This window comes from Zobellia roscoffensis (assembly GCF_015330165.1).
In the GTDB taxonomy this organism is placed as follows: domain Bacteria; phylum Bacteroidota; class Bacteroidia; order Flavobacteriales; family Flavobacteriaceae; genus Zobellia; species Zobellia roscoffensis.
Map to the genome: position 1 here is coordinate 1,249,261 of NZ_JADDXT010000002.1, position 25,272 is coordinate 1,274,532.

Consider the following 25,272-nt stretch of genomic DNA (forward strand, 5'->3'; position numbering starts at 1 on the left):
CATGACCAATTCCGAAATAGTAGAACAAACCATTGCTTTTGTAAAAGAAACTTTGCAAGGCGCCGAGGGCGGACATGATTGGTTTCATATTCAACGTGTTTTTAAAAATACACTGCTTATAGCAAAAGAAGAAAAAGTAGATGTTTTAGTGGTTAGTCTAGGGGCGCTCTTGCATGATATTGCAGACGCGAAATTTAATGATGGTGATGAGACTATAGGCCCAAAACTTGCTCAACACTTTTTGACGGACTTGGGGGTGAACAAAGACACCATTGACCATGTTATTAAAATTATCGAGAACATCTCTTTTAAAAATTCCCTTGAAAAAGGAAATAAGTTTTCCTCTTTAGAACTAAAAGTGGTTCAAGATGCAGACCGTTTAGATGCTCTGGGAGCCATAGGCATTGCCAGAGCTTTCAATTACGGTGGATTTAAAAACCGAGAACTCTACAACCCTGATATAGCTCCCAATCTAAAAATGACCAAAGAGGAGTATAAAAAATCTAAAGCACCTACATTAAATCACTTTTACGAAAAATTACTTCTATTAAAGGATAAAATGAACACGGCAACTGGCACAAAGCTAGCAGAGCAACGCCATCAATATATGTTAGATTACCTTGAACAGTTTTATCAAGAATGGGACCCTCTTCAACTAAATACAGGGTTCACAGCATAAAACGCTTAAAAAATCTAACAACGTATTCTTCAAAATTTGTACCTTCAAGTCCAGAACCTAAATCTAATTTTTGAAGATGCAAAGAAGAAAGTTTATCAAGAATGCAGCAGCGGCTTCCACCGTATTTTCCATTGTACCTAGTTTTGTAATGGGTAAAAACCATGTTGCCCCTAGTGACACCCTGTATGTGGGTGCTTTTGGTGTTGGCGGACGTGGCTCAGGAGTTATAAACGGGCTAGACGCCACCGGAAAAGTAAAATTTGTAACCCTCTGTGATGTTGACGATAGAAGAGCGGCAGACACTTACAAGAAATACCCAAAAGCTAAAAGGTATACAGACTATAGAAAAGTCTATGACAAGCACCTAAGTGAAATAGATGCCATTATGGTAGCAACGCCAGACCATATGCACGCCTCTATTGCCCTACCTTTTATGCGCGCCAAAAAACACGCTTATGTTGAAAAACCGTTGACACATAATATCAACGAAGCACGAATGATGACCCAAGTTGCCAAAGAACACGGCATTGTAACCCAAATGGGAAATCAAGGGGCATCAAGTGATGGTAGTCGTGAAGCAAAAGAATGGATAGACTCCGGCATCATTGGAAAGGTATATAAAGTAGATTGCTGGACCAACCGTCCCGTATGGCCACAAGGTGTACCCGCTCCAACTGAAAAACAATCCGTTCCAAAGGGTCTTGATTGGGATTTATGGCTAGGAGTAGCCGCACAGCGAGATTACAATGCAGCCTACCTTCCTTTTAAATGGAGGGGTTTTTGGGATTTTGGAACCGGTGCTCTTGGTGATATGGGATGCCACATTATGGAAACTCCATTCAGTGTACTAAACTTAGGATATCCTACGGAAGCAGAAGCTAGTTGCACAACCAACTGGGTTGGCGATTTTGTGGAAGCGGATTATAGTGAATCTTGCCCTGCATCTTCAATTGTACGATTAAAATTCAATACAGAACAACATGGGGATATTGCCCTAAATTGGTATGATGGCGGACTCATGCCTGATTTACCAGATGAGTTGGCAGATGGCGAAACTATTGGCGATGGCGGCGGTGGTTCTGTTTTTTACGGTACCAAAGGTATTTTAGTGACGGACACCTACTCTCGTAATGCCAGATTGTTACCAAGCAAAAACATGGACATGTTTAAAGCCCCTGCTCCTTATTTAAAGCGAATTGATGGTGATGTTGAAGGTCACCAAAGAAACTTTGTAGAAGGCTGCTTAAATGGCACCGAAACCTCATCTGATTTTAAGAGATCGGGACCACTGACGGAAGCCGTGTTGATGGGCAACTTGGCCATTAAAGCTTTTCAATATAAAAAATTGAAAGAGGGTAAAAAAATTGGCGATTGGGATCCTTTTGAATACCCAGGAAGAAGAAAAATTCTTTGGGATGGTGACAATATGAAGGTAACCAACTGGGATATGGCCAACGAGTGGGTAAAAGGTAAGTATCGTAAAGGTTGGGAGTTAAAATAAACAACTTCAACGTATATAAAAACAAAAAGTCCCGTATTGCTACGGGACTTTTTTTATTCTAAACGGATGAATCAGAACCATCCGTAGTATACTATATTATTACTTACTTCTTTGTTGGCAATTCACGGGTTAACCAACCTCTTTTATTTGCAGTTGCAATAGCATAAGGTGTAATCCAGAACAAACCAAAAGTGAACAAAATACTGTATGAGTATGCCCATACAGATTCTTTAAAGTCATATCGTTTTGCATAAAACAATACCGGGAATGTAGACAGAACCAATATGCTTACAAGCGTAGAGCTTAAGAACAAAAGTGGATGTGTCAAAATAAAGAAGAACATAAAAAATAAAAATGGGTAGCTCATTAGTATTTTAATCGATTGGCTAATGAACAACAAACGCGACCCAAATTTTGAACCTTCTCTAAAGTTTGAAAAGACATACTTAGACATTTCAATATTTTCACGAACATTACTTCTACCCCATCTAATGAACATCTTATAAAGACCTTTGTACTTTTCAGGAACATTGGTATAGGCATATGCATTTCTTTGGAACAAGACATGAAACCCTTGTTTCAATATCATGTTAGTCATGGCACGGTCTTCTCCAATATCTGAAGGTTGTCCCATAAATGTCTGATTTATCCACTCATCCAAACAGTTAAAAACCGCTGTTCTACGGTAAGCCGCTAATGCTCCTGGGGTGCACAATACAGAATTTAAAGAACTTTCTGCAGATCGTACGAATTCAAAACTCTGAACAAAACTTACATCCAACATCTTAGGAAGTAATGCTCTTTTGTTATTTAGAACGCGAATATTACCCGCAACTGCTCCACATTTTTCGTTAACAACAAACGGACTTACTAGGTTACGAAGCGTATCTGGATCTACAATAGAATCACTATCTACAGTTACAAAAATCTCACCGGTACCTTCATTGAAACCTCTGTATAAACCATGGCGTTTACCCATGTTTTTGGGTTGTTGAAAAATGGTTACACGGTCACCCAAAACTTTTTTGGCTTCTTTCATCCAGTGCCATGTATCATCTTTACTACCATCATCAATAGACAATAACTGCAGTTTTTCATGTGGAAAATCACTTTCCGCCAAACTCATCAACGTATCATACACTTGTTTGCCCTCATTATAAGCAGGTACAATTACGGTTACCGTTGGTAATTCTTCATCGGAAACAGAATCAACTACCTTATATTTAAAATATCTGTAAATGATAAATAGAAAAAAGACGGCTTTAAAAATAAAAAGACCAAGAGCCAAATACATAAAACCTTGGCCAAAGGTTGAAGTGGAACGTTCTAGATTGAACTGATTTAAGTCACTTCTTAAAATGTATGACATATAAGCTGCGCCGATCATCAAAACAAAGGTGCTTCCCATAACAAATATGCCCCAAGCGTTTGCTGTTTCAATAAATATTCTAAATTTTTGAATGAAATTCAATTTAGAAGCTGGTGTTAATGTGGTTTCTGGTTTCATATAATGGTATCTGATAATGATGTTCTCAACCTCTTATACGGTAGTTAGTTCTTTATGGATTTTTCATTTACACTATTTTAACAAGAGCAAATGAAATCTAAATTGCGATAACTACTAGTGTTTTACCACCCTTGCGCTATTATCAATAATCTGACCATGGGAAATTTAAATATTTCGATAAGTCCAAGGAAGATCTGTAAGAATACACTAATATTTAAAATTGGCTGTTTTGGCAAGAATAACTTTAACTGTCCATCACAGATAGCCGATATAAATTGAAAATACACGAAAAAAACCATCCTTTTTAAAACTAGAATAGGACGGAAAACACTCTAAATCAAAAAATTGAGAACAATAAAAACCTCACTCGACATTTCTATTGCACTCAAAATTATTACTGAAATGGACTTAAAATGCGTACCCTGCCGAAAGCTGAAAGACGTTGTTTTGACTTTTCCCTCCAGTGAAAGAATCTCCATTAATATTGGTAACACCTTTATTATACCTAAGACTGAAAAAAATATTGTCATTCAGTTTGTAAGATGCACCAATAGCAAAGGCAAAATCTAACGTATTAAAACGATCATCATCTTCCTCATTAGTTGATACTAAAAAACCAACCACTGGTCCTGCTTCGGCACTTAAACCCTCTAAAATGTAATACTTTCCTAAAATCGGTAGGTTTACATAATCCAATTTTAGGTTATTATCACCTGTACCATAATCCCAATTTGTACCTTGTGAAGAATATAGTAGTTCTGGTTGTACAGCTATTTTATCCGAAATTGGAATTTCTGCAACTCCACCCAAGTGAAAGCTGACTTTTGTGCCCAAACTACCTAAACCGGAATAAGCACTACCCCCAATGGAAGCTACGTTAATTCCTCCTTTTACTCCAAACCCAAAATCTTGTGCATTGGAAGAAGTGATTGTTACAAGTGCGGTTAAAAGAAATACTACTTTTTTCATAATCTACATGTTTTGTTTAAATGTTTTCCTTGTTAGTGCCGTACTAACAAAAAGGTTAACATGCTAATCAAAACAATCGTAGCTGTCCATCTTTATATTGCGCATGCAACTCATGGTTAAGAGGAGGGAAAGCCTTATCCTTAAAATACGTATGACGGGCCAAACGTACCAAATCATGAATTTGAGTGGCGATCTTACCTTCTCCTCGGCTACGAACCCCAAACCGACTGTCGTTTAAAGTTCCTCCATGGCATTCCTCAATTTGATGTAATACTTTTTCAGCTTTATCGGGTAGGGCTTTATATATCCAATCCGTAAATACTTGACCTATGGCCCCGTTCAAACGAACTACGGTAAAAGCAAAAGATTTTGCTCCGTTATCAGAAACCGCTTTGGCCAACTTCATAATCTCATGGCTGTTGATTCCAGGTATAATTGGAGCTAACATCGCATTTACAGGAATATTATTTTCAGAAAGTACACGAATGGTCTCCAATCGTTTTTTTATAGTAGTGGTTCTTGGCTCTAAAATGCGCCTTGTTTCTTCAGACAATGAAGTTACAGATACATTAACACCAATCAAACGGTCCTTGGCCAGTTCTTTTAGAATATCCAAATCGCGCAGCACCATGGCATTTTTGGTAATGATACCAACGGGATGCTTGTATTTCAGGAAAATCTCTAAACAAGCACGTGTAATCTCAAACTTTTTCTCGGCAGGTTGATAGCAATCCGTATTTCCTGAAAGGACAATTGTTCTCGCCTCCCAGCGTTTGCTCTTTAATTTAGCTTCTAGCAGTTTTGGAGCATCTTTCTTAATTAAGATTTTACGTTCAAAATCCAGCCCAGCGCTATAGCCCCAAAACTCATGCGTATTGCGAGCGTAGCAATAAATACAACCATGCTCACAACCTTGATAGGGATTCATTGAAAATTGCATACCCACATCAGGACTCGTAACCTTATTAACTATGGTCTTGGGAAAAATTGGAATGTATTGTGTTTTGTTCTTGTCCGCCTCTTCGCCTTCTATACGGCAGAATTCAAGAAAATCGTCTCTTGTTTCATAGACGTTCTGAAGAAATTTGTTATGTACATTCTGTTGGGCTCCACGACCTTTGATATAATCTCCTGATTTCAACTTTTGGATTTATTCCAAATTTATGTAATAAATCCAATTTCTGATTTTAAAATCGGTTATTTAACAGTTACCTCAACCAATTGTTTTTTGGTGCCTCTCTTGGCATAAAATAAAAGATTATCCGAAGCCTCGTCAATAAAAGGTCTGGACACCATTATAGGCAACCTTACCTCTTTATCATCTACCAGCTTCTTGTATGATAGCTCTCCCTCTGCATCTACTTTGATGACGAACATATTTGGATTTCTACTAAAGCCTTGTTTGAACAGAATACGTTCTTTGCTCATTTTCTGCGGATTTTCACCAGAATTGATAAAGAAGTACATGTTTTCTCCTTCACCATACGCTGTATAAGAAGCATACGAAGCATCGCCCTGTGTAACTTCAGCCTTATTAATATTACGAGCCCACTCCATAGTACCAGAAGCATTAAGCTTAGCTAATACAATGTCATTATAATGGTAGCGGTCCACTTTTTTGGTAGCACCTGCACCTATATCTTGTCCCGCGGTTACAAAATACTCCTCCGCACTGAACAAAATATCATTGTTAGGCGTTATGTGGACACTCTTAAAAATAAGGTTCTTAATTTCTGCATCTACTTCACGACCAAATTTATCCAACATAAACTGATCCGAAAATGGATTGTATTTCTTGGTTTTGATATCTAATGAATTTGCATTTAAATTAAAATACGCCAAACCGTTATATCTATTATCTTTTCTGTCTGCATAGAAGCCAACCACTTTTAAATCGTTGCCCGTTAATACTGGCTTCAATGATTCTGGAAACCGTCCGGCGTCCGTAAATTCTTGTGTTTTGTATCCGTTTTCTGTGATTTTGACCAACTCATACTGGAATCTTCTTTCCTTTACATCAAACCTTCTTTTCTTGAAAAAGGCTTTTCCCATTAGGTACAATTCCTTTAAATCCTTTGAAACCTCTATATTTTCGAATGCATAGTTCTTCTCCTCAATATTGGCACTAAAATCATACTCCAATTGAAGTTTCAGGTCGGTGCCAAAAAGATACATATGATATTTTTCATCTCTACCTTCCCTATGGTGTACGGTTACCGCAAACGCCGATCTATCATCATTAAAATGGGTTGCAGTCGAAAATCCGTTGCCAAAACTCCGGTTGTATTTGCTTATCGCAAGCGGATTCAAAACTTCTTTGGAAGGTATGGAAAGTAACTTTCTTTCCGTAAAATTGAACTCATCTAGCGGACTCTGATGTACCACATAATTATAAGCTTCATCTCTATTACTGTAGACAAGTTCCAATAAGTACAGTTGTCCGTTCTTTACGAACCCATCAACCATATGCCTACCCGCGTATTTATAATTAAAATCGGTTACAAGATTGAGTTCCGCGTCGTACACCTCAATAAAATGTCCTTTGGGTCTTAACGGCATACCGCCGTAATAGGTTCGCACTAGAACAGTCTGCTCTTGCGTAGAACGGTCTATAGATAGTACGGTAGAATATTTATACCTATCGGAATAATTTTCACCAAGCTTATATTCCACAGGAATTTTCTGTGCAGTTGATAACGTTAGGGTTGCTAAGAACAGCAGAGCCGTAAGGCCTTTTCGGGTTCGCATAAGTAGGTTTTAAGCGGACATGCTACTTGCCAGGAAAACTGGCCTTCCGCTTTTCTAAAAATGCAGAAGTACCTTCCTTAAAGTCTTCGGTACCAAAACAGGCACCAAAAGCTTTTATTTCTTCGTCATATCCATTACTGTTCTTAAAACCCGCATTTACGGCTTTTATTGCGTAACTAATTGCAACTGGGGAGTTATTCGATATCTTGCTTGCCATCTTCTTACAAAACTCAATCAGCTCTTCCTGCGACACTACGTGGTTAACCAACCCATAATCTAAAGCACGTTCTACATCTACCATGCCTGCCGTCATAATAAGTTCAAGCGCTCTTCCTTTACCAATAAGTTGTGGTAAACGCTGCGTACCACCGTAACCTGGAATAACACCAAGCGACACTTCAGGGAGCCCCATTCTGGCGTTATGGCTAGCCACTCTAAAATGACATGCCATGGCAAGTTCTAGCCCACCACCCAACGCAAAGCCATTAACGGCGGCAATAATCGGTTTAGAGAGGTTCTCTACAAAGTCAAAAAGAATGGCATGGCCTTTAGCTGATAATTTACCGCCCTTCTTTTCAGAATAATCAGCAAACTCAGAAATATCAGCTCCAGCAACAAAAGCCTTCTCTCCGCTGCCCGTTAAAATAATTACTTGCACTGATTTCTTTTCCTCCAAAGCCTTAAATGCCTCATGTAATTCTTGAATAGTTTCGCTATTTAGAGCGTTTAATTTAGACGGACGATTAATAGTTACAATAGCTGTTGATGTGCTATCATCTATGAGAATATTATTGAATTTCATATAGCTGTTTTTTAATGTGATGTTCTAAATTTATTAACCCATGCCACCTATTTCACCAGTGGAAACTTTACTGAAAATACAGTTCCCTTGCCTGGTTTTGATGTAAAACTAATATGGCCCTTGTAGGTTTCTACAATATTTTTAACCATACCAAGCCCAAGACCCATTCCACTTGATTTTGTGGTAAACTTAGGTTCAAATATTTTCTCTTTGAAACCCTCTTCAATACCAATACCATTGTCTGCCACACAGATTTTGGCAAAATCACTATCTGATGATACGGATACTACAATATGCGGCTCATCTACTTCCGGAATGGCTTGAATAGCATTTTTTACCAAATTAGTTACCACACGTATGAGTTGAGTACGGTCTAATTTCGTAATAATTTCTTCTTCCTCAGATATAAAGTGAATATAATCTTCGTTAAAAATGTCTAATGCCAAGCGAACAATTTCAACTATGTTTAAGGTTTCGTTTTGTTGTGCCGGCATTTCAGCAAAGTTGGAAAATGCAGAAGCAATACTACTCATGGTATCAATTTGCTGAATAAGCGTTTTAGAAAATTCGGCAATTTTAGTATCTATATTTGGGTCTTGCGAATCAAATTTTCGTTCAAAACTCTGAACGGTAAGTCGCATAGGTGTCAACGGGTTTTTAATTTCATGTGCCACCTGCTTTGCCATCTCTCGCCAAGCTTGCTCCCTTTCACTACGGGCCAGTTTTACAGCACTATGCTCTAATTCGTCTATCATGGCATTATAGGAACTTACCAATTTTTCAATTTCCTCACTAGGGTTATCAATTAGTATTTTCTGATTACTTTTTCTCAAGTCAGTCCTATCCAACATATCAGAAATAGTCTGTAATGAACGTGTTATATAGGTTGATATGAAGTACGCCAAACCAATAGCAATAAGCAACATTAAGAAATAGACTCCTCCCAGACGCATAAGAAACTCTCTAAGTTCCATATTATTAAAAGAATCATCCTCGTAATAAGGCAAGTTTAAAATACCAATTGGTTTAAACCTTTTGTCATTGATATAGGTATATGACGCTTTGTAATTATCTCCCGCCAAGGCTTTCTGGTCTACAAACCTTTTCGTGGGACTAGTCTCTAATAGACTTAAAATAGATGGACTTAAACAGTTTGCTATAGAATCGACTTCAAATTTAGCTCTGGAGCTTTTTATTAGCTGGCCTTCTAAGTCATAAATATTGAGGCGTTGGTTCTGAACATTGGCAATCTCGTAAATTTCCTCATTAAAAATTAATCCTAAATTTTTGGTTGTGACCGGGTATGTAGTTTTCTTTAAAACGTACTCTACGCTTTGCTTCACTTGCTCCTCTTTACGTTCCAAACGATCCGAATGATAATCCTCTGATTGCTCTTTATACTGATACACAGTAACGCCAGCAATCAAGATAGAAGCTATGACCACGAGTAGAATCATAGATAAGAAGATGCGTGACCTTAACGAAAGTTTTGTGAACAAAAGACTTGATTTTACATCAAAGGTAGCAAATATCACGCCATTTTAAATATGTTCATAGGCTTCTCAAAACTGACTAAATTCCAGTATTCTACAAAGCTAATTTTACTACAGACAAGAGTTATGCTTCAGGGTTTTTAGACCTTATACTTTTATATATTCTGATGCCAAGCATTAAGAGGACTCCTAGAACAATAATTCCGACAACACCAAAAATCCAATTGAACGCATTTTTAAGAATCACCAGAAACACTACAGCGAATAAAATAAGTGTAGCTCCCTCATTAAAAATACGCATGAATTTTGAACTGTACTTTACCTCATTGCGTTGGAGTTGCTTAAATATCTGATGTGTCTTAAAGTGATACAATATCAATAGTAAAACAAAAACAAGTTTTACGTGCATCCAAGGTTGTTCCAACCAGGCAGGAACCAAAACCAACAACCAAACGGCAAAAAAAACAGCCAATATAGCCGATGGCCAAGTTATAATAAACCACAACCGTTTGGCCATGAGCTGTAATTGCTTGGTAAGAATTTCCTTTTCAGGAGAAGCTTTATGGGAGGCCTCAATATGATAGATAAATAGGCGTGGTATATAGAACAAGCCTGCGAACCATGTAATCACAAAAATAAGATGTAATGCTTTTATGTATTCGTACAACGGACCAAGCTTTAGAATTGCCGTTCAAAGTTAGGAAAAACTACAAACTCCTTTCATATAACCCAAAAACGAATTTTTCCGAACGATCCTTTGCTTCATTAAACCCTTATATATTTAGAAGAATGCTTAATTTAGAGCAACCCATATTTTAAACTATCATCTCTTGAAAATTATTAAAAACGAAATGACACCGGAAGATTTCCAGACACTTAGCAACGCAAAGCAAAAAATGGAGCAAATAGGATGGGCCATGCAAGGCCTTAATAAAATGGGGAATGTTATAGAGAGTAGGATACAATTGCTTCCCCAAAAACAACGTGATTGGATTCAGCAGATTACGTACAAAGTTCTACATACAGTGGTAAAAACCAATTTGATCTCAATGAGCAAAAAATCAAAAACCACACCTATGAACAATTTGTACAAGGCATTGGTCACTTCATCAGGGGCTATTGGGGGAGCTTTAGGAGCGAGTGCTTTCGCGGTTGACCTAACATTGGCTACCAAACTCATGATGCGCTCCATTATGGATATTGCCCGTAGTGAGGGAGAGGACCTAGATTCGCTAGATTCACAATTGGCCTGTTTACAAGTATTCGCTTTAGGGGGTAAGAGCAAACACGATGACAATCTTGATACGGGATATTATGCCACAAAATTAGCCATGAGTTCCGCGGTGAAAGGCGCTACCGGAATTGCTGGGAAAACCGTAACTACCCTACTCAATACAACAGGAAATCCTCTTTTGCAACTCATAGCCCAAGTGGCATCTCGCTTTAGCGTTCAAGTTTCGGAGAAATTTGTGGCCCAAGCTATACCCATAGTAGGCGCTGCTGGTGGGGCTACTATTAATTTGGCGTTCATTGACCATTTTCAAAATATGGCCCACGCGCATTTTAGCATCAGGCGATTGGAACGCAAATATGGAGAAGAGCAGATTAGGTTGAAATACGAAGAGTTGACTGTTACCAAAGTTTAACGCTTTACTCTCTTTTCAGTGTAATTTCATTACATTTAACCATAACTCAATTATAAAACTATGAAAACTCAACTCAACTTCCTCCTAAGGAAGAACACGCATATGGCAGCTTTTTTGCTGTTTTTGTGCGCAACGATTACCGTGCAAGCACAAGAATTCTTGTATGGCGATGCCCTACCGGACGCTCCCGAACTTTCCAATAGAGGCGAACATACCGTTGGCGTACGTACGCTTAACATTACACATAAGAATCAGGTTGATATTTTAAACTCAAAAGGAGGTGCAGACCCAATGTATGATAGGCCTCTTACCATAGAGGTTTGGTATCCTTCAGAAGCACCAACGGACAAAGGCGCTACCGTAACTTATGAAGAGGTAATGGGCACCAGAGGTGATACTTTACGTCCATTGGTGCCTTTTTCTTTTAAAGGAAGAGCTTACCGGGATGCCTCGCCCAAAGCAACTACTGGCGGATATCCATTAATTGTGGTATCTCACGGATATGTGGGCTCAAGGTACTTAATGACCTATTTAACCGAAAACTTGGCGTCAAAAGGATACGTAGTAGTTTCCATAGACCATACGGATTCAACTTTTAAGGATGCCAATGCATTTCAAAGCACCTTGTTGAACCGTGCTAAGGACATTAAATTCGTAATTAATACGATAGTCGAAAAAGGAAATTCAGCATCAAAAGACCAACTTTCAGGAATGATAGATGTTGAAAATATTGGTATTGTTGGATATTCCATGGGTGGCTACGGTGTTTTAAATGTTGGAGGAGCTGGCTATAGCGATGGACTTACAGCTTTCTTTGGACAAATGACCGGAGGTAGCTCGGCAATTTCTGCTCTCGCTGCTAGCAATGCAGAATATCAAAAACAAATAGATCCAAGAATTAAGGCTGTAGTTGCTTTTGCTCCTTGGGGTATGGAACGAGGTGTTTGGGATGCCAACGGATTGGCAGGTCTAAAAAAACCAACACTTTTTATAGCGGGCGACCAAGATGATATTTCTGGTTACGAAAAAGGTATTAAAGCAATTTATGAGGGCGCTGTTAATGCAGACCGATATTTGCTTACCTATAAAAATGCGAGACATAACGTAGCTCCGAACCCTCCACCAGCGGAAGCTCTTCAACCCGGTTTACATATTGATGAATATTACAGATATGCCGAACCTTCTTGGGACCAAAGAAAAATCAACAACATTAACCAGCACTTTCTAACCGCTTTTTTAGGAACACATCTTAAAGGAGAAAACAACGATGCGTATTTAAATATTCCCAAAGAATCTAACGAGCAAGACTGGCACGGTTTCAAACCTAGGTCTTCAACAGGTATGGAACTTAGACATGCTAAAGCTGCGGGAGTGAATATGAAACAATAAAGAACTTACCTAGGTCCGGAGGAGGCTGACTTAAGCCTCTTCTGGGACTAAGGTATTCTTAATTTCGTTCCTCAAATAGAAACCCGTTACAATTGTAGCCAACACATCTGCTACGGGAAAGGAAAGCCAAACACCCAGTTCCCCCATATAGTTGGGTAAAATCAAAATAAGTGGTATAAAGAAGAAACCCTGTCTAGACAAGGTAAGTAACAACGCCGGTACAGCTTTCCCTATTGCTTGAAAATAAGCGGCACCTATTAACTGTAACGCAATAATTGGCGTTGCAGCAAATACCAACCGCATAGCTAGAGGTATGTGTTCTAAAACATACGCATTGGCCGCCAAATCATGTGCCGATTGCCCTGCTCTATCACTCAAAAACAGAGAAGCTATTTCTTGCGGAAAGCTCATAAGCCCAATAAATACAACGGCTGCCAATAGTGATGCATATTTAATAGCTGTATTAATAGATTCTCGTACCCTTTGGTATTTTTTTGCTCCGTAATTAAATCCCGCTATAGGCAAGAATCCTTGGGTAACGCCAAATACAGGAAACAGCGCAAACATTAACATACGACCAATAATGGCATAAACCGCAACCATAGCCTCACCACCAAGGCCAAAAAGTATATTATTCATTAGCAAATAGACCACACTCGTGGTAGCTTGTCTGGATAAGGTTACAAAACCTAAAGACCCAATTTCTTTTATAATCGGCAAATCAAGCCGAAAACATGCCGGACTAAGCTTGAGTTCGGATTTTTTAGATAGAAAAAAGTAGAAGACATATGCTGCACACAATACGTAGCCAACGGTAGTAGCCCAGGCCGCCCCTTCCATACCCCAATCAAAAATATAAATGAATATATAGTCCATAAGAAGGTTTCCTACGGAAGGTATAATCATGGCAATCATGGCAAATTTAGGCTTCCCTTCTGCACGGATGACCGTATTTCCCATCATACAAAGCGCCAAAAAAGGCACTCCATAAAGCACAATAGTATAGTAAATCTTGGCAGGCTCAAAGATGGTTCCTTTACCACCAAAAGCAGGTATGAGGACATCAATATAATAGAGTCCCAATGCCACCATTACCGTGGTAATCAACAGCGTTAACGTAATTTGATTACCAAAGGTCTTTATGGCCTTTGCGTGGTTATCCGCCCCAAGAGCCCTAGAAATAATACTTGCTCCTCCAATACCTATGGCCATCCCTAAAGCCCCAATAAAAAAGGATACAGGAAGAACTACATTGATAGCGGCTATGGCAATAGAGCCAATCCAATTACCAACAAAAATAGAGTCTACCAGTATATTAAGAGACATCACCAAAATACCAATAGAAGCTGGCAAGGCCTGTTTTACCAAAAGCTTACCAATTGGTTCCGACCCTAACTGTTCCGATGATACTTTAGCCATTCTTTATTCCTGTTAAGCCCTATTTTACAGATTTACGCAGGCAAAGCGCCTGTAGTTTGCCAGTCCTTAATCCAATTAGCCATAACTTTTACCCACGTATCACTTTCGTTCAAACAGGGAATGTGTTTGTATTCCTTTCCTCCGGCTTCTTGAAATTGATGTTGTCCTTCCATGGCAATCTCCTCTAGTGTTTCCAAACAATCGGCAACAAAAGCAGGTGTAATAACAGCGAGATTCTTTATACCTTCTTTAGGGAAACGTTCAAATTCAAAATCGGTATACGGTTTTAACCATGGGTCGTTAGGAAGACGCGATTGAAAAGAATTACTCACTTTGTCCGCGGGAAGGTTCAAATATGCCTTTACGGATTCCGTCGTATCAAAACACTGGTGACGGTAGCAAGTATTATGCGCCACGGAGTTGGTCTGACAGCATTTACCATCTATTTTACAATGAAAACGGGTAGGATCAGATTTGCGAATATGTCTTTCCGGAATACCATGGTACGAAAATAAGATGTGATCATAATCAAACCCTTCAAGGCTTTCTGCAATTCGTTCTGAAAGTACACGAACATACTCTGGGTTTTTATAAAAAGGAGGCAGGGTAGTCAATTTCATATTCGGAAAAAATGCTTCCTGCTCTTCCATCACTTTAACAACAACCGTTTCATAGGATGACATGGCATAATGCGGGTATAACGGCACTAACAACACCTCATCTACACCCTTATCATATAATTCCTTCAAAGCATTTTTTATGGTCATGCTACCATAGCGCATTCCCAAAGCTATAGGCATATCTGAATGCTCTTTCAACTTGTTTGAAAACCGTTCTGAAATAACAATTAACGGAGAACCCTCTTCCCACCAAATTTTAGCGTAAGCTTCAGCGGACTTTTTAGGGCGAGTTTGTAAAATAATCCCTCGGACCAATATATTACGTAACCAATTGGGCACATCAATCACGCGTTCATCCATTAAAAATTCATCTAAATAAGGCTTAACATCCTTAGCTGTGGGACTGTCTGGGGAACCCAAGTTAACCAATAAAACTCCTTTCATAGCTTAGCAATACTTTTTTAATTATAAGACAGTTTATTTCACCATAAAGAACTTTCGGCTTTGAGGGAATACAGCTATCTTTAAGTGCCCATTTACTTGAGCAAACGTATAATTTTCACAAAAATACGCCTTGAAACGTATCTAGAGTGCATGTTATTAAAATACTTTTTGATGCTACTATAGATTACATCAATTTTAGATGTGATTCAGACCTGTTGAATTATAATAACAAGCTATTCTTGCCTTTGAACAATTTGCTATGCTAAACGATTTTTTCAACGAAAACTACAAAGCCCTTGTTTTTCTTTTAGGGTCGTTCACCATTTTGCTAGTTGCCTATTTTATGTTATTAAAAGTGCTTCGCAAACTGGGAAAAAACCCCAAATATATAATCGCCCCTTCTTCTGTAAAGAAAGTTAGCACTCCTATTTTTCTAATTCTACTTTCCATAGTAATACGAATGGGCTCTTTAAGGCAATTACTAGATCTAACACACCTTGAATACTACTTTAGAAAAACCAGCACTTTGCTTTTCATTTTTGCTTTTACCTGGTTATTGATAAAAATTATAAAAATCATCAAAGAGCATGTCACGCATTCCTATGACATGAACACTTCAAATAATTTACGGGCACGAAAGGTGGCCACACAATTCAACATACTAGAGCGGATTATAATTTTTATTATCATCATTCTTGCTTGTGGCATTGCATTAATGAGCTTTGACAGTATTCGTGAAATTGGAATAAGTGTTTTTGCCTCAGCAGGAGTTGCTGGTATTATTATTGGTTTTTCTGCTCAAAAAATGATTGGTACTATTCTAGCTGGAATTCAAATTGCCATAGCCCAGCCTATCAAACTAGATGATGTTGTTGTAGTTGAAGGAGAATGGGGCCGCATTGAAGAAATTACACTTACCTATGTGGTGGTTAAAATTTGGGACAAAAGACGGTTAATATTGCCTACGACCTATTTTATTGATAAACCGTTTCAAAACTGGACAAAATCTTCTGCAGATATTTTAGGCACTGTTTTTCTTTATACCGATTACTCTGTTCCATTTGATGCTTTGCGAAAAGAACTTACCCAAATTCTAAAACAAACAGATCTTTGGGACGGCGAAGTAAACAATATTCAGGTAACAGATTCCAAAGTCAATCATATTGAGATACGAGCGCTAATGAGTGCTAAAGACTCATCTACGGCATGGGACCTTCGCGTACATGTTCGGGAAAAATTAATAACGTTTTTACAACAAAATTACCCCCAAAGCCTACCGCGCACAAGACTGCGTTTGGAAAATATCGAGGCCTCAGAAAATACAACCTTAGAATAGCCGTTATACCTTAAAACCAATATTTATTTTAACGGTTTGTAGGGATATATTGCACAAATCACTTTTCTACTTTTGTGAAAAGCGTTCATCTTTAAATGCATGCTAACGTGTTGTCTACTCCCTCACCAAAAAAGTATTTATGCGATTTGTATCGATTTTTCTTTTGCTTCTTTCTTTTTCGGTCAAGGCCCAAGAAAAAAATAGTCTTCTTTGGGAAATTTCAGGAAACGGTTTACAGAAAACATCTTACTTATATGGCACCATGCATGTGAGTAAAAAGATTGCTTTTCGTTTAGATGATGTTTTTTTTGATGCCCTAGACAAAAGTGATATGGTTGCCCTAGAATCTGACCCAGGCCACTGGTTAGAAAAAGAAAATCTAGCAGGCTCCACCCCTTACGGTGCTGAAGCCGGTTTCGTTACCAAAGGGTTCTATGCACGTTCGTTTAAAGTAACAAATCCTAGAAAAGAAATATTGGGTGCATACCTAGCCTACGAAGACCGTATTGTAAACAACATCCTTTACCGTACAAATGAATTTTCTCAAAACTTTGAAGAGGAAACTTACCTTGACATGTTCATTTACCAAGCGGGTAAAAAATTCAACAAGCCCATTGTTGCATTAGAAAACATGGAAGAGTCCGCTGCACTTGTAGGCAGGGCCAGTTTAAATGCCATTAAACAAAAACCAGATGAATGGCTCCAAAAAAGAATGCAACAATCAGACCCTTTGTTCTTACTACAAGATGCATATAGAGAGCGCAACATTGCTTTGTTAGATTCTATTGACCGGGCCATGTACACACCTCATTACATGAAAAACATGTTGTACATACGCAATGCCAATATGGTTCACCGTATGGATTCTGTAATGCGAAAAGGAAAAATATTTGCAGGTATAGGAGCGGCTCATTTACCAGGCAACCAAGGTGTAATTTCATTATTAAGAAAAAAGGGATATACTGTAAAACCCTTACTTTCCAAAGCCACATCTAGAGGTAAAAAATTAAAACTAAAGTTTGAGCAAAAGAAACGCGAGAATACATACGATACATACAGTACGGAAGATGATTTTCTTACAGTTAACCTTCCCAATAAGCTTTACCCGGTTTCGGATATTGGCAAAACCACCTATGTTTCACCCGACTTAGCAAACGGCAGTTTTGTAGTTATTAACCGTATTCCAACCTATTCATTTCTTAAAAAAGATGCGTTATTTTCTTTGGAAGAAATAGACAAACTTCTTTTTGAGAATATTCCAGGAAAAATCTTAGAAAAAAAACCGATTAAAAACGGTCAATTCTATGGCCTAGATATCAAAAACCGTCTTAAAAACGGCGACCACCAACGGTATCAAATTTTTGAAACTCCGTTAGAGTTGGTTATCATTAAAATGGGAGGAGAAGGTGATTATGTAACTAATTTCTCAGACCTTATTTTTGATAGCTTAAAATTTAGAACAGACTCTATTAAAGGGCCTAAAATACGTTCTTCTCTATTTGAAGATTTTGAAGTTCAAATGCCTTCACTTTATAGTTTTACAAATCGCAGTAGAAGTGGTAACCGATGGATAGAAGGCTTTGATTCTCTCTCTAACAATTATTACTTTCTTCGTAAATCAGTTTTAAACGATTTCAACTTTATTGAGGCCGATACTTTTGAATTGAAACAAATACAAAAACGTTTTTACCAAGATTTAGAATTAAATCCTCAATACAATTCATTTGAAGACAGAAGGCTGACTTCATCTGCTGAAATCGACCCAAAAACAAAAAAGCGCCTTTACCTCATGACTACCTTGCGAAGAGGTGAGTATTATTTATTGGGTACGGTTGGAAAGAGCAAAAAAGAAGCACAATTGTTTTTTGAATCGTTTAAACTAAAAACAAGTAAACATCAAAAACCCTTTAAAACCGTAGTGGATACGGCTTTATATTTCAGTACCAAAACCACTGTAAAACCTCCTAAATTTGTTGAGAGCAGCACCAACTATTATACCGGTGCGCCCAAAACAAAATCATACGACCCATTCCATAAAAAAACCGTTTACCAGAATGAAAATGGAGAGGCGATATCTGTAGAATTAAACAAATCTCACGATTTTTTAATGTTCAGAAACTTAGATTCTGCATGGGCCTTACGAAAGAAATTGTATGCTCATAAAAAATACAATATAATAAAGGAGACCAACAGCTCTTCCAACGGATATCATCAACTACAAATGACACTAGCGGATACCGCTAGTACAAGGGGAATTTTAGTGAAAAATATATTAAAAGATGGGCTTCTATACGAGTTGAAGGCTGTTGTCGATACCATTGAAAAACCGAGTGCTTTCATTAGTGAATTCTTTGATAATTTTGTTCCGAAAGACACCGTAATTGGACGACAGCTGTTTGAAGATAAAGTACCTGAATTTTTTAGTGCGCTTGATACGAATGACAGTATTGCACTGGACGGATATCGATTTATAAAATTCGATCCCAAACACGCGGAAGCCCTTAAAAAGCATATTTATGAGTTTGATTTAAGCAAAGGAGAGCGCCAAATACAATTACACCTTATTCGGAAATTAGCAGAGTTAGAAGATGTTGACCTCACTGAGTTTTCTAAAAGGTTTTACGCAAAATCGTATAACAACTCCACCGCACAGGCTGTTTTGCTTCAAGAAATTGCTAAAAAATCCAATGAAGCATCAACAAAACTATTGTTAGAACTCATGCAAATAGATTTGCCTTTGCTATCAAACACATTCAATATTAGCCTTATTTTTAAACCGTATCGCGAAAATTTAGAATTAGCAAAAAAACTGTACCCCACCCTTTTGGACTACAGTTCCATTCCTGAATATAAAGAACCTATTTTTTCGCTTTTGTCAGAGTTATTAATAAAAGGTATTATCAAACCAAAACTGTACAAAAAGTATAGAGTTCAGATTCTAAACGATGCCAAAACCCTAATTAAAAGACAGTTGGGAAGAGATATTTCCAATTCTCAAAATGATTTCCATAACCCTAGAATTAGCAGAAGTAATACCTCTTTGTTAGAAGACTATATTACATTGTTGTACCCATTTCATACTGACAAATCCGTAGAACAGTTTTTCACACAAATTAAGCAGGTTAAAGACCCTGGTGTTCAAGCAGCCTACCTTGCTCAGTTACTTAAGGACGGAAAACAAGTACCTCAAAATCAATTAACAAGTTTGGCGTCAGATATAAATGGCAGACTCCCGTTGTTCAATACATTAGAAAAGGTAGATATGCTCGGCCATTTTCCTTCTAAGTTTAATTCACAAAAACATTTAGCCGAAGCTATTCTTTTTGAAGGCTCAAAATATAACAAGGTCAAGGATTCTGTTGATTTCGTATCTCAAAAGCCTTTTCGATTTAAAGAAAAACAATATACGGGGTTTTACTTTAAAAAGCGGAATAACGAAGATTATGACAAGAATTTTTCCATGTATCTGTTAATCTTTGAAAACAACCAAAAACTTCAAACCAATCCTTTTTATGAAAGTGATGCTATGCGTATAGAAGATACGGATACCGATGAAGAAGTAATTGAATACCTCACCGAAGCTTTTGAACTAAAAGACAGAAGACGCGCAGATATCTATAGGCCCAACGGTTATGGAATGTATGGTCATCTTGGACTGTAAATTTGTACCTTCACATTAAAGTATCGCTATGATCAGACCTGTTTACTTTATATTGTTTTTTCTTATTTCCACACTATGCCCTGCGCAGCAAATTACCTGCTCACCAGTAGATAAACAAGCTGTAGAAAACAAGCTCATTACTATTGACGGCCTATTAGATAAAGACTTTGGGAAAACCATAGTGGCTATTGGGAAAACGTTTATGGATACGCCTTACGTTGCCAAAACATTAGAGATTGGTGATACAGAAACTCTGGTAATCAATCTACAAGGATTAGATTGTACAACCTATGTCGAAAACGTCCTTGCTTTTGGATTGATGTTGAAAAACGAAAAATCGGGTTTTAAAGATTTTACGGAAACACTTGAAAGTATCCGCTACAAAGATGGCACGCTGGATGGCTATGCATCCCGCCTGCATTACTTTTCCGAGTGGATAGCTAATAATGAAAAGAAAGGATTCCTAAAAGATGTTACTTCTGAGATTGGTGGCAAAGAAGTTACCAAGCCCATAAATTTTATGAGTACACATCGTGACCTTTATCCGTTCTTGAGCGATGACAAAAATTTTGAAAAAGTAAAGGCTTCCGAAAACTACCTCAACAATCAACCTATTTGCATATTGGCTCAGGATGACATTGCCGCAAACGAGCATTTGATTCAATCTGGTGACATCATTGCTTTGACCACGTCAATTAATGGATTGGACATTACCCACACCGGAATTGCCACTAAAGAAAAAGACGGACGCATTCATTTGCTACATGCCTCAACGGGTTCAATGAAAGTAGAAGTCTCCAAAAAACCACTTGCCGAATATCTCAAAAAAATCAAGAAAAATACGGGAATAATGGTGGCTAGACCTACCCGTTGAGCTACGTAAAACAAAATAAAGGAACCGACTGTCCAGTACGTTTTATTTGAAACCTTCCTATTAAAACCTGCCATATGACCGTTCACCGAAAGTTTCACGATACAAATCGGCTCCCATGAAATAACGGTTTCAAGAAATATCTCATTGTACCAACTAACTAGTTGGTTCTTGTTTTTTCAGTAAAAATTTCCCAAACAGAAAATCAACCTGATATATCTGGCTAAAAAGTTTAACTATTTGCAGACGCCATCAAATATTTTTTAGGAGTAGTCCCGTATTTCTTTTTAAAGGCAGAAATAAAATGGCTGGCCGTACTATACCCAACTCTTAAACCTACTTCGTTTACGTTGTGCTTACCGGTTTCCAACATTTTTCTCGCATACTCCATTTTATAATCAAATAGGAAGCTAAAAACAGAATCGCCATAAATCTGCTTAAAACCTTCTTTCAGCTTTTTTAAGGATAACCCTATTTCTTCAGATAGTTCAGTGAGGGTAGGAGGCTCAGCCATGCGGGAAATAACAATTTCTTTTGCCTTACGAATACGCCGTACATTGTCCTCATCTACCAAGAAAGGGCATTGCTCAACATCTGCATCATCACTTTTATTAAAGTACAGAGAAATCAATTCATACACTTTACCCTTTATATACAGTTCTTTTATGGAGGGATGAAGATTGTAATTCATCATTTGACTTAAAATAACCGCAATTGCCGGACTCACTCCTTCTTGGGCATAATATTTTTTATCTTGATTGTCCGCACTTAGAAAAGGAATATAATCTGCCTCTTTGGAAAAAAGCGAATGAAATTTTCTAATGGTCATTACTACGGAGACCAACCAAGAATTGGGTTCCAATTGCAAGTCCATAGGCAAATCTATTTGCGTGTTATACAGCAACAAAGAGTTCTCCTCGGAAACCTCAAGGCTGTATCTCCCTTCGTTAAAAATAAACTTAGCCTCACCCTTTAGACAAAAGTGAAATTGAATGAAACTGCTATCTATATCCCGCACTACACGTTGTGTTTCAGTAGTGTCATTTTGAATTTTAAGCACATAAAAACCGTCTTCTATTAAGACCTCTTGAAATGAACCTTGAGCGATATTTTTTCCTTCCATCTGAAACAAGAATTTGTTTGTTTTTATTTAGAAGCGTTCTAAATAGATATACCGTTAAGCACAGTATTTCCTACAAAAATACTGGTTTTCAACGGATTTACATTCACAAACAACTAAAAAAACCCTCAACGACACTTATTGTTCCTCTAGCGTTATTTTTATTCAACAATGCCTCTTATTTTTGTTTCCGCTTTGAAAAAGCTTTCATGAAAGATTACCACATTTCAAAAAACAACTCGTTCTACACTATTGGCCTCAGCTATTTAAAAGCTGATGCCGAGGTTCGTGGCAAATTCAGTTTAGACGATGCTGCAATGGAACGCATTTTGGTTAAAGCCAGTGAGTTGGGTATAGATGGTCTATTAGTGACCTCAACTTGTAACCGGACCGAACTTAACGGTTTTGCCCAACACCCTTTTCAACTTATAAAATTACTTTGCGATAACACTTCAGGCTCTGTAGAAGAGTTTCAAGAAGTGGCATACGTATACAAGAATAACGACGCCATTAGCCACCTTTTTCGTGTGGGCACTGGTTTAGACAGTCAGATTTTAGGAGATTTTGAAATCATTAGTCAGTTAAGGGCTAGTTTCAATCGTTCTAAAAGACACAGTATTGCAAATCCTTTTATTGAGCGTTTGTGCAACTCGGTCATCCAAGCAAGCAAACGTATAAAGAATGAAACTGAAATTTCTTCGGGAGCAACATCTGTTTCTTTTGCCTCCGTTCGCTACATTATGGAGAACGTTGTAGATATTTCAGATAAAAACATTTTGCTATTTGGCACAGGAAAGATTGGTAGAAATACCTGCGAAAATCTAATTAAACATACCAAAAACAGTCACATAACCCTTATTAATCGTACGAAGGACAAAGCCGAAAAAATTGCCGGAAAGTTTCAATTGGTGGTTAAAGATTATGGGGATTTACAAACCGAAATTCGTTCTACGGACGTATTGATTGTTGCAACTGGTGCGCAATCACCAACAATATCAAAAGAACTCATCCATACCAAAAAACCGCTTTTAATCTTAGATCTTTCTATTCCAAAAAATGTTTCCGATAATGTGGAAGATTTGGACAATGTTACCTTGGTGCATTTAGATCAGCTTTCTAGAATTACCGATGATACGTTAGAGCGAAGAAAACAGTTCATTCCTGAAGCGGAAGTCATTATAGATGAAGTAAAAGGCGATTTTATTCAGTGGCTGGAAACACGCAAATTCGCGCCGGTTATCAAAGCCCTGAAAATGAAGCTGAAAACGATGAAGGACGAAGAAATGGACTATCAATCCAAAAAACTGTCCAACTTCAACGAGCAACAGGCAGATGTAATTTCCAATAGAATTATTCAAAAAATAACAAAGCAGTTCGCAAATCATCTTAAAGACGACAATGTCGATTCTGACACAAGTCTAGAACTCATTCAAAAAGTCTTTCAACTCGAACTCGACACTCCATGAGCAAGGTCATACGAATTGGTACACGCGATAGCGAATTAGCGCTATGGCAAGCAAACACCGTTAAAAACAAATTAAAAGCTTTAGGCCATAAGGTAAAAGTCATTTCCGTAAAGTCTACGGGCGACCTCATACTTGACAAACCGCTATATGAATTGGGCATTACGGGTATTTTTACCAAGACCCTAGACGTAGCCATGCTCAATGATGATATTGATATTGCGGTACACAGTATGAAAGATGTGCCTACTGCATTACCCAAAGGAATTGTACAGGCTGCTGTTCTTGAACGTGCTAATTTTCTAGATATTCTTGCGTTCAAAAAGAACGAAGAATTTATGGGGGAAAAAAAAGGTATAATCGCTACTGGAAGCCTTCGTAGAAAAGCGCAATGGCTTAACCGCTACCCAACACATACTGTTGTTGACCTTCGCGGAAATGTTAATAGCCGCTACCAAAAACTGGAAGACAGTGATTGGAACGGCGCTATATTTGCAGCCGCAGGACTTGAACGTATTGGTCTTGAACCTGAAAATACAATTGGACTTACCTGGATGGTTCCCGCTCCAGCTCAAGGAGCCATAATGGTTGTGGCCAAAGAAGATGACGAATTTGTTCGTGAGGCCTGTGCGGAACTTAATCACAAGCCTACCGAAATATGCACCCAACTAGAACGTGAATTTTTACGAATTCTAGAAGGTGGTTGTTCAGCACCTATTGGCGCACTTGCCACTATAGATAAAGAAAACGAGGTAACTCTTAAAGGAGTGCTTTTAACCGTTGATGGCAAGAAAAAACTTGAAGCAGAATTCACTGCACCATTAGGAAAACATACCTATCTGGCAAAAGACTGTGCAAACAGTATTTTTAGTAGAGGCGGAAAGTTACTTATGACCAGCGCTACAGGTACTTTAGAAAACACTAAAATATTTTCCACCAAGAACCTTACTCAAGATCAAGAGGAACTTTTTGATACGGACATAAAGGTGAAGTCTGAAGATTTTATCAAAGTAAGCCCGAACCGAATTTCTAATCTTATCCTTAAAAAAGAAATTCAAAACGTGATTCTTACCAGCCAAAATGCTGTTGAGTCGCTTATAAAAAGTGTATCTCCGGAGGAATTAAAGTTTAAAAATATATATTGTGTTGGTGGAAAAACCAAACGAATGATAAAAAAGTACATAGGCCCAGTAAAGCATCAGGAAAAAGATGCTAAAAAATTGGCCGAGTACCTAGTGGAATATATGGAAGGCACTGAGGTTACATATTTCTGTAGCAACCTTAGACTTAACGACCTACCAACCATACTTGCAGAAAACAATATTCAGGTTAACGAAATAGAAGCCTATACGACCAAACACGCGCCTGCGGAAGTTGAAGATAGTGTTGAGGGTATTCTGTTTTTTAGCCCTTCTACGGTTAACAGCTATCTACTAAAAAATGCTACTAATAAGGTAGCGTATTGTATTGGTGAAACCACTGCGGCCGAAGCAAAGAAACATTTTGATACAGTTCATATAGCAAAAATACCAACAGTAGAGAGCGTTATTGAATTGGTCAACCAAACGTACCGTAAGAATTAATATTTTTACGGTTAGAATAAT

The 25,272-nt window shown here is 37.9% G+C and carries 19 protein-coding genes; 9 read left to right on the top strand and 10 right to left on the bottom strand.

What is annotated here, in order from left to right; genetic code table 11:
* Nucleotide 1 precedes the first annotated feature (1 nt).
* Entirely contained in the window at nucleotides 2-679 is a 678-nt protein-coding gene (locus IWC72_RS05375; protein ID WP_194525197.1) for an HD domain-containing protein, read from the top strand.
* A 76-nt stretch (nucleotides 680-755) separates the two neighbouring features.
* Complete coding sequence (locus IWC72_RS05380; protein WP_194529078.1) at nucleotides 756-2,180, top strand: Gfo/Idh/MocA family protein; 1,425 nt, start codon at nucleotides 756-758, stop codon at nucleotides 2,178-2,180.
* A gap of 103 nt (nucleotides 2,181-2,283) precedes the next feature.
* Here the strand turns inward: IWC72_RS05380 and IWC72_RS05385 are convergent, their stop codons facing one another.
* The 7 genes from IWC72_RS05385 to IWC72_RS05415 form a co-directional block, all read right to left on the bottom strand.
* Entirely contained in the window at nucleotides 2,284-3,687 is a 1,404-nt protein-coding gene (locus IWC72_RS05385) for a glycosyltransferase (protein ID WP_194529079.1), read from the bottom strand.
* A gap of 408 nt (nucleotides 3,688-4,095) precedes the next feature.
* Entirely contained in the window at nucleotides 4,096-4,656 is a 561-nt protein-coding gene (locus IWC72_RS05390; RefSeq protein WP_226967953.1) for a porin family protein, read from the bottom strand.
* 67 nt (nucleotides 4,657-4,723) lie between these two features.
* On the bottom strand, nucleotides 4,724-5,797 hold the full coding sequence (locus IWC72_RS05395) for a PA0069 family radical SAM protein (protein WP_194529080.1): 1,074 nt from the start codon (nucleotides 5,795-5,797) through the stop codon (nucleotides 4,724-4,726).
* Nucleotides 5,798-5,853: 56 nt separating this feature from the next.
* Complete coding sequence (locus IWC72_RS05400; protein ID WP_194529081.1) at nucleotides 5,854-7,404, bottom strand: hypothetical protein; 1,551 nt, start codon at nucleotides 7,402-7,404, stop codon at nucleotides 5,854-5,856.
* Nucleotides 7,405-7,426: 22 nt separating this feature from the next.
* Entirely contained in the window at nucleotides 7,427-8,206 is a 780-nt protein-coding gene (locus IWC72_RS05405) for an enoyl-CoA hydratase/isomerase family protein (protein ID WP_194529082.1), read from the bottom strand.
* A 47-nt stretch (nucleotides 8,207-8,253) separates the two neighbouring features.
* The gene (locus tag IWC72_RS05410) at nucleotides 8,254-9,663 is read right to left on the bottom strand and encodes a sensor histidine kinase (protein ID WP_194531084.1); all 1,410 of its coding nucleotides are present in this window, start codon (nucleotides 9,661-9,663) and stop codon (nucleotides 8,254-8,256) included.
* Between the two features lie 160 nt (nucleotides 9,664-9,823).
* Nucleotides 9,824-10,366 (bottom strand): CopD family protein, encoded by a 543-nt coding sequence (locus tag IWC72_RS05415; RefSeq protein ID WP_194529083.1) that lies wholly within the window; start codon nucleotides 10,364-10,366, stop codon nucleotides 9,824-9,826.
* A 163-nt stretch (nucleotides 10,367-10,529) separates the two neighbouring features.
* On the opposite strand from IWC72_RS05415, the gene IWC72_RS05420 reads away from it, so the two are divergent.
* Both IWC72_RS05420 and IWC72_RS05425 read left to right on the top strand, forming a co-directional pair.
* On the top strand, nucleotides 10,530-11,345 hold the full coding sequence (locus IWC72_RS05420; RefSeq protein WP_226967955.1) for an EcsC family protein: 816 nt from the start codon (nucleotides 10,530-10,532) through the stop codon (nucleotides 11,343-11,345).
* Between the two features lie 60 nt (nucleotides 11,346-11,405).
* A complete protein-coding gene (locus IWC72_RS05425) occupies nucleotides 11,406-12,734 on the top strand; it encodes an alpha/beta hydrolase family protein (protein WP_226979496.1) in 1,329 nt (442 codons plus the stop codon).
* Nucleotides 12,735-12,764: 30 nt separating this feature from the next.
* Here IWC72_RS05425 and IWC72_RS05430 read toward each other — a convergent pair whose 3' ends face one another.
* Nucleotides 12,765-14,153 carry an MATE family efflux transporter gene (locus tag IWC72_RS05430; protein ID WP_194529084.1) on the bottom strand — a complete coding sequence of 463 codons (1,389 nt, stop codon included), beginning with the start codon at nucleotides 14,151-14,153 and terminating at the stop codon, nucleotides 12,765-12,767.
* 32 nt (nucleotides 14,154-14,185) lie between these two features.
* Nucleotides 14,186-15,217 (bottom strand): ferrochelatase, encoded by a 1,032-nt coding sequence (gene hemH / locus IWC72_RS05435; protein WP_194529085.1) that lies wholly within the window; start codon nucleotides 15,215-15,217, stop codon nucleotides 14,186-14,188.
* Between the two features lie 259 nt (nucleotides 15,218-15,476).
* Here hemH and IWC72_RS05440 point away from each other — a divergent pair, with 259 nt between their 5' ends.
* The 3 genes from IWC72_RS05440 (at nucleotide 15,477) to IWC72_RS05450 (ending at nucleotide 21,088) form a co-directional block, all read left to right on the top strand.
* Nucleotides 15,477-16,553, top strand: coding sequence for a mechanosensitive ion channel family protein (locus tag IWC72_RS05440; RefSeq protein ID WP_194525205.1), 1,077 nt, complete (start codon nucleotides 15,477-15,479; stop codon nucleotides 16,551-16,553).
* A 139-nt stretch (nucleotides 16,554-16,692) separates the two neighbouring features.
* Nucleotides 16,693-20,214, top strand: a complete 3,522-nt coding sequence (locus IWC72_RS05445) for a TraB/GumN family protein (protein ID WP_194529086.1) — start codon at nucleotides 16,693-16,695, stop codon at nucleotides 20,212-20,214.
* Between the two features lie 28 nt (nucleotides 20,215-20,242).
* Complete coding sequence (locus tag IWC72_RS05450; RefSeq protein WP_226979497.1) at nucleotides 20,243-21,088, top strand: N-acetylmuramoyl-L-alanine amidase-like domain-containing protein; 846 nt, start codon at nucleotides 20,243-20,245, stop codon at nucleotides 21,086-21,088.
* Nucleotides 21,089-21,317: 229 nt separating this feature from the next.
* On the opposite strand, the gene IWC72_RS05455 is transcribed toward IWC72_RS05450, so the two are convergent.
* The gene (locus tag IWC72_RS05455; protein WP_194529087.1) at nucleotides 21,318-22,208 is read right to left on the bottom strand and encodes a helix-turn-helix transcriptional regulator; all 891 of its coding nucleotides are present in this window, start codon (nucleotides 22,206-22,208) and stop codon (nucleotides 21,318-21,320) included.
* A 206-nt stretch (nucleotides 22,209-22,414) separates the two neighbouring features.
* Here IWC72_RS05455 and hemA point away from each other — a divergent pair, with 206 nt between their 5' ends.
* The gene (hemA, locus tag IWC72_RS05460) at nucleotides 22,415-23,671 is read left to right on the top strand and encodes a glutamyl-tRNA reductase (RefSeq protein WP_194525208.1); all 1,257 of its coding nucleotides are present in this window, start codon (nucleotides 22,415-22,417) and stop codon (nucleotides 23,669-23,671) included.
* Nucleotides 23,668-25,251, top strand: a complete 1,584-nt coding sequence (gene hemC / locus IWC72_RS05465) for a hydroxymethylbilane synthase (RefSeq protein ID WP_194529088.1) — start codon at nucleotides 23,668-23,670, stop codon at nucleotides 25,249-25,251. The genes hemA and hemC overlap by 4 nt, the downstream gene beginning before the upstream one ends.
* The last annotated feature ends 21 nt before the right edge of the window (nucleotides 25,252-25,272 follow it).